Annotated in this window: 5 protein-coding genes; 4 read left to right on the forward strand and 1 reads right to left on the reverse strand. The window is 65.0% G+C overall.

Features of this window, described 5'->3' with window-relative positions:
* The 3 genes from V6M63_RS23175 to V6M63_RS23185 all read left to right on the forward strand — a co-directional run.
* A partial coding sequence (locus V6M63_RS23175) for an ABC transporter permease (RefSeq protein ID WP_332745768.1) occupies nucleotides 1-765 on the forward strand: 765 nt, incomplete at its 5' end.
* Between the two features lie 62 nt (nucleotides 766-827).
* Nucleotides 828-1805 (forward strand): helix-turn-helix domain-containing protein, encoded by a 978-nt coding sequence (locus V6M63_RS23180; protein ID WP_332745769.1) that lies wholly within the window; start codon nucleotides 828-830, stop codon nucleotides 1803-1805.
* Nucleotides 1806-1952: 147 nt separating this feature from the next.
* Entirely contained in the window at nucleotides 1953-3029 is a 1077-nt protein-coding gene (locus V6M63_RS23185; protein ID WP_332745770.1) for a porin, read from the forward strand.
* Nucleotides 3030-3121: 92 nt separating this feature from the next.
* On the opposite strand, the gene V6M63_RS23190 is transcribed toward V6M63_RS23185, so the two are convergent.
* Nucleotides 3122-4051 carry a LysR family transcriptional regulator gene (locus V6M63_RS23190; RefSeq protein ID WP_332745771.1) on the reverse strand — a complete coding sequence of 310 codons (930 nt, stop codon included), beginning with the start codon at nucleotides 4049-4051 and terminating at the stop codon, nucleotides 3122-3124.
* 123 nt (nucleotides 4052-4174) lie between these two features.
* Here V6M63_RS23190 and V6M63_RS23195 point away from each other — a divergent pair, with 123 nt between their 5' ends.
* Entirely contained in the window at nucleotides 4175-5827 is a 1653-nt protein-coding gene (locus tag V6M63_RS23195) for a DUF1302 domain-containing protein (RefSeq protein ID WP_332745772.1), read from the forward strand.
* Nucleotides 5828-5962: the final 135 nt, after the last annotated feature.

The following is a 5962-nucleotide window of genomic DNA, read 5'->3' on the forward strand; positions in this document are numbered from 1 at the left end:
ATGAAGGCGCAACGCTGGAGGGACCGGGCCGCGGCGCTGGGCTTCGCGGTCGGCGTGCTGCTGGTCTGGCATGTGCTGTCCACGCTGAAGGTGATTTCGCCGCTGTTCTTTCCGACGCCTCTGCGCACGCTCGGCGAGCTGTGGGCGCAGGTGACGGACGGCAGGCTGTGGCCGCCGCTGGCAGCGACAGCCTTGCGCATGGTCTACGGCTGGCTGGCCGCTTCCTTGCTGGGCATCGCGCTCGGCGCCCTGATCGCCAGTTCTCGGCTGGTGCGCGCCATGTTCCAGCCCTTGCTGGAGTTCCTTCGACCGTTGCCTGCTTCGGCGGTGATCCCGGTTGCCGTCCTGGCGTTCGGCCTGTCGGACCGGATGTCGACTGCGGTCATTGCATTCGGCTCGATCTGGCCGGTGCTGCTGGCCAGCGTGCATGGCTTCGGTTCGGTGGACGCGCGCCTGCAGGAAGTCGCTCAGGCCCTGCGCATGCCCTGGCCCGAGCGTTTCCGCAAGGTACTGCTGCCGAGCGCCATGCCCGACATCCTGGCCGGTGCCCGCGTCGGGCTGGCCGTTGCGCTGATCCTGGCCGTGGTAACTGAAATGCAGGCTTCGCTGCCCGGGCTCGGGCAGAACATCCTGATGGCCCAGCGCTCTTTTCGCAGCCCCGAGCTGTACGCCGGAGTGGTGGTGCTGGGATTGATGGGCTTCGCCGCTTCTGTCCTGTTGCAGGTCCTAGAGCGCTACGTCTTGCGCTGGCGGCAGGCCCCGTGAGCTATACTGAAGCAGGTGGATTCGATGCCCGATCCACGCTGCAGTCCACCATTCGAGCACGCATGGTTCCGGTCCAGAAATTCACCATCGCCGGCCGGCCGGCCGCCCCCGGCACCGACCTGTTCCAGGAACAGATGGAGAAACTGTTCTCGGTCGGCTTGGCGGTGAGTGCTCTCGACGAAAGCCCGTTCCAGACACAGATGTCGGCGTATTGCGGCCGCCACCTGCGTTTCGCGGCGCTGCGCTTCTCTCCTCACACCACATCGTCGCTGAAGGCGGGGCAGCGACCCTCGCGCCTGCTGGTCTCCCTGCAGAAGGAAGGTGTTGCCCTGGTTCACCAGGACGGGCGGGAGAGCCGCATCGAGGCGGGCGACATGTTCCTGATCGATCCGTCGCGTCCGTTCTCCATCGAGACCGGCGAGATCCTCACTCATTCCGTGTACCTGGAGCCCGAGACCCTGCGCAGCGTGATGCCGGAAGTGGAGAACCTGACCGCACGCGCGATCAAGGGCAACGAAGGCGCCGGCGCACTGTTTCGCGGCATGGTGGACGAGATGTTCTCGCTGGCCAACGAACTGCAGGAAGACACCGCCGACCGCATCGCCGATGCCTTGCCCTATGTGCTCACGGCCGCGTTGACGACGTTGAGCAACAGTCAGGCGCTGATCCCGTCGCGGCTGCGGTTGATGCACAAGCAGCGCATCTTGCGCTTCGCCCGCGAGAACCTGCGCAACCACGAACTGGACGCTGGCCTCGTGGCCACGGCCGTCGGTCTGTCGACGCGCTACGTCTACGAACTGTTCGAGGACGAAGGCCAGCCGCTGATGAAGTGGATCTGGAGCCACCGGCTGGACCGCTGCCGCAACGACCTGGCCACGCCGGCATTTGCTTCGCGATCGATCAGCGAGATTGCCTACTACTGGGGCTTCAACGACGTGGCTCATTTCAGCCGGTCTTTTCGCCAGCGCTTCTCGCAATCGCCGCGCGAATTCCGGGCTGCGCAGATGGTCGCTGCCCGCCAGTCCGTCACGCCGACTTGACTGCGCCTGAGGTGAGTGGCTTGCGCCCGTGACCGGCGCAGCCACGGTCAACTCTTCCATCCGGCCGAGCAAAGCATTTGAACAGCCGCACTCCTAGCATCCAGCAGCCCCACCAAAAAGGTGGGCCATACGGAACCAGGAGACACTATGTTGCGCACCCCTCTCATCGCCGGCCTGATCGCCGCCGGCAGCCTCGCCCACGCCCAGAGCACCGTCACGATCTACGGCATCGCTGATACCGGCGTCGAGCGTTTGACCAATGTTAACGCCGCGGGCGGCTCGCTCACGCGCATGCCGAACCTCACCGGCACGGTGCCCTCGCGTCTGGGCTTTCGTGGCACGGAGGACCTGGGTGGTGGCCTGCAGGCCTTTCTCAACCTCGAGACCGGAATCGCCTTGGACAGCGGCTCGTTGAATAACGGGGGCCGGCTTTTCGGACGCGCTTCCAATGTAGGCCTCGCCGGGCCCTTTGGTCGCATCACGCTGGGCCGCCAGATCAACATGACCGTGCTGGCCGTGTCCTCGCATGTGATGGGCCCGTCGTTGTATTCGTTCGCATCGCACGATGCCTACATCCCCAACGCGATCAACGACAACGCGATCGGCTACCTCAAGAATTTCAGCGGCTTCACCGTGGGCGCGACCTACAGCCTGGGCCGCGATGTCTCGGCCGCGGGTGGCCCGGCCGGCACGAACTGCCCGGGTGAGTCGGGCACGGACCGCAAAGCCTGCCGTCAATGGACGGTGCTGGCCAAGTACGACTCGGCCAACTGGGGCGCCGCGGTCAGCCACGACGTCATGCGCGGAGGGCCGGGCGCGGCCTTTGGCATGACCAGCAGCGCGCACACGGACAAGCGCACGGTGCTCAGCGGCTGGGGGAAGCTGGGGCCGGCCAAGATCAGCGGTGGCATCTTGCACCGCGAGCGCGACAACGCGGCACCGCTGGAATCGAACCTGGTCTACGTGGGCGCCAGCTACCCGCTGACGCCGGCGCTGACGCTGGACGCCGAGTATTCGCGCATGGACGTCAAGGCCAGTCCCAACGATGCCACCATGCTGGTGGCCCGGAGCGTGTATTCGCTGTCCAAGCGAACGGCTGTCTACGCGATGGTGGGCCGCATCAAGAACAAGGGCGCCTCGGCCACTTCGGTGAGCGCGGGCGGCACTGTGGGAGCGGGCATGGGACAGACCGGTTTGATGATGGGCGTGCGCCATACGTTCTGAGGGGTGCACAACAGCCAAACCGCATTGGCACCGGGGCGAGCCGAGATCCAGCGCATCGGCATTCCACTGAATGTGTTCAGCGGAGTCTTGTCCTAACTAACCGCCCCGCCTGCGCGGTCCATCTCTAGGGCAGCGTCCTTGAGCAGCTGCCGCAGCCACACGATGCCGGGGTCCGTGGTGCGGTATTTGTGCCACTGCATGGCCTGTTCCATTTCCGGCATTTGCATGGGTGGCGGCATGAGCTGAATGGGCAATGCGCGCTGTGCCTGTCGCGCGAGGCGGGTGTGAACGGTCGCGACGCGTTCCGTGCCGACCACCAGATGCGTCGCGGACGCGAAGTTGTAAGCCGAGACCTCGACCCTGCGCGAGAGACCGTGGCGCTGCATGAACCAGACTTCGAAAGAGCCCTGGTTGGTGCCCGGGGGCTGCATGACGACGTGGCCCGCCGCGGCATACCGCTCGAAGGTCAGCCCCTCGCGCGCGATGCGGCTCTCCTGCCAGACCACGCAGGTGAAAGTCTCCCTGAACACGGTCTCGATGGGGTGATTGGGCGAGCAGTAGTCGCGTGGCATCACCAGCAAGTCGGCCTCGCCGCGTTCCAGCGCCCGTTGAGGCTGCTCGACTTGCTGCAGGAACTGGAAACGCACCGTGCTTCCCTGCCGCTGCGCCAGCGCCAGCGCATGCGGCAGCAGGACGGCCATCGTGAAGTCTGAGACAAGGATGCGGAACTCCCGGTCGGAACGGGACGCGATGAATTCCGGCTGTGCCGTGATCGTCGTGTCGACCCGCACCAGCACATCGCGTACCGGGTCGCGCAGCGCTTCGGCACGCGGTGTGAGCTCCATCTTGCGCCCGACCTGGACCAGCAAGTCGTCGTTGAAATATTCGCGCAGCCGGGCCAGCGCGTTGCTGGTGGCCGATTGGCTGATGTGCAGGCGCTCCGCTGCCCGGCTGATGCTGCGCTCGGTGAGCATGGCGTCCAGGGCGACGAGCAGGTTCAGGTCGAGCTTATTGAATCGCATGCGGGTTAACCCTTGATGTATTTAGCAAATGAATTTCACGAATGGATCGAAACCATTTTACGAATGAATTCGAAACTCCTAACCTCGCGCTTGCCGTGATTCACCCACGTGAGGAGACAAACCATGACAAGACCCAAGATCCGCCTGAGCCTGCTCGCGGCGGCCGCGCTGCTGGGCTGCAATGCCAGCCACGCCTTTGAATTCGATACCGGAAATCCCGACATCAAGCTGCGATGGGACAACACGGTGCGGTACAGCGCCGCGTGGCGACTGAAGGACCGCGCCCCCGGCCTGGCCAGCACCGCCTTCGGCCCTGGCGGCGTGGTCGGTCCCAACAATCTGAACCAGGATGACGGAGACAACAACTTCGGCAAGGGCATGGTTTCCAATCGCGTGGACCTGCTCAGCGAGCTGGATCTCAACGCGGGTAACTGGGGCGCGCGTGTCAGCGCCGCAGGCTGGTATGACGAGGTCTACCACCGCGCCACCGACAACCCCGGCTTCACCGCCAACCACACGCCGGCCTCCGAATTCCATCCGGCCACGCGCAAGATCATGGGCCGCAAGGCCGAATTCCTCGACGCGTTCGTCTATGGGAAGTTCGATATCGCCGAGCGCCCCGCCACGGCGCGCCTGGGCCGTCACACCTTGCTGTGGGGCGAAAGCCTGTTCTTCGGCGCCAACGGAATCGCAGGCGGCCAGGCCCCGCTGGATCTGGTGAAGCTGCTGTCCGTCCCCAATTCGCAGTTCAAGGAGATCGCACGCCCCACCGGCAAGCTGTCGGGCCAGGTGCAGTTGAACAGCGATGTCTCGGTGGGCGCGTATGTCGGCTACGAGTGGCAGCCGACCCGGTTGATTCCTGCGGGCGCTTACCTCTCCACCAGCGATGCGATGGGGCCCGGTGGCGAGCGCATCAATGCGGGTCCGACCGGCGTGTTCCATCGCACGGCCGACCTGAACCCGAAGAACAGCGGCCAGGGCGGCCTGCAACTGCGCTGGCGCGTGGATGCGATCGATACCGACCTGGGCTTTTACGCCATCCGCTATCACGCCACTACGCCCAGCAACATCTGGACCCAGCTCGCTGGCGCGCCACCGGCGCTGTCCGCGCAGAACTACCGGTGGGCCTACCACGAGGGCGTGCGCGCGTATGGGGTGAGCTTCGCCAAGACCATCAACGAATGGGGCCTGGCTGGTGAAGCCTCGATCCGCCAGAACACACCGCTCGCCAGCTCCGGCCAATCGGTGATCCCGGCCATCGGCGTAGGTACCACCTTCAACAACCGCGACAAGCCGGGCTATGCCGTCGGCGAAACCGCGCACGCGCAGCTGTCGTGGCTGGCCAGCCTGGGCCCCAGCTTCCTGTCGCGGGAGGCCAGTTTTCTGGGTGAGATCGCCTGGAACAAGCGACTGAAGGTCACGCACAACCCGCAGATGCTCAACCCGAATACCGACAAGTCAGCCACCGCGATGCGCATGGTGTTCTCGCCGTCCTACCGGCAGGTGATGCCCGGCATCGACCTCACGCCCAACGTGGGCGTGGGCTATGCGTGGGGCCGTTCTTCTGCGGTGGGTCCCGGCTTCGGCGTCGACAAGGGCGGCGACTTCAACATCGGCTTGACAGCGGTGTATCTCGGCCAGTGGACCGCTGCCATCAACTACGTTCATTTCCTCGGCCCGCAGGGTTCGACACTGGACAACACCAGCAACGCCCAGTTCAAGCAGGCACTGAAGGACCGTAACTTCATTTCGCTGTCGCTGCGCACCACGTTCTGATTCGAAGGAGACACACATGACCTCGCGCCACCCTCGCTATGCATTGGCCTTCGCGGCCCTGCTGGCACTCACCGCCCAGGCGGCCGTTACGCCTGAAGAGGCCGCCAAACTCAAGACGGAACTCACGCCCTTCGG

It is taken from the genome of Hydrogenophaga sp. (assembly GCF_036675665.1).
Lineage (GTDB): Bacteria > Pseudomonadota > Gammaproteobacteria > Burkholderiales > Burkholderiaceae_C > Hydrogenophaga.

Bases quoted from the DNA above. Each gene is read 5' to 3' on its own strand.
- V6M63_RS23195 (WP_332745772.1), top strand. From the start codon at position 4,175: ATGACAAGACCCAAGATCCGCCTGAGCCTGCTCGCGGCGGCCGCGCTG.
- V6M63_RS23185 (WP_332745770.1), top strand. From the start codon at position 1,953: ATGTTGCGCACCCCTCTCATCGCCGGCCTGATCGCCGCCGGCAGCCTC.
- V6M63_RS23180 (WP_332745769.1), top strand. From the start codon at position 828: ATGGTTCCGGTCCAGAAATTCACCATCGCCGGCCGGCCGGCCGCCCCC.
- V6M63_RS23190 (WP_332745771.1), bottom strand. From the start codon at position 4,051: ATGCGATTCAATAAGCTCGACCTGAACCTGCTCGTCGCCCTGGACGCC.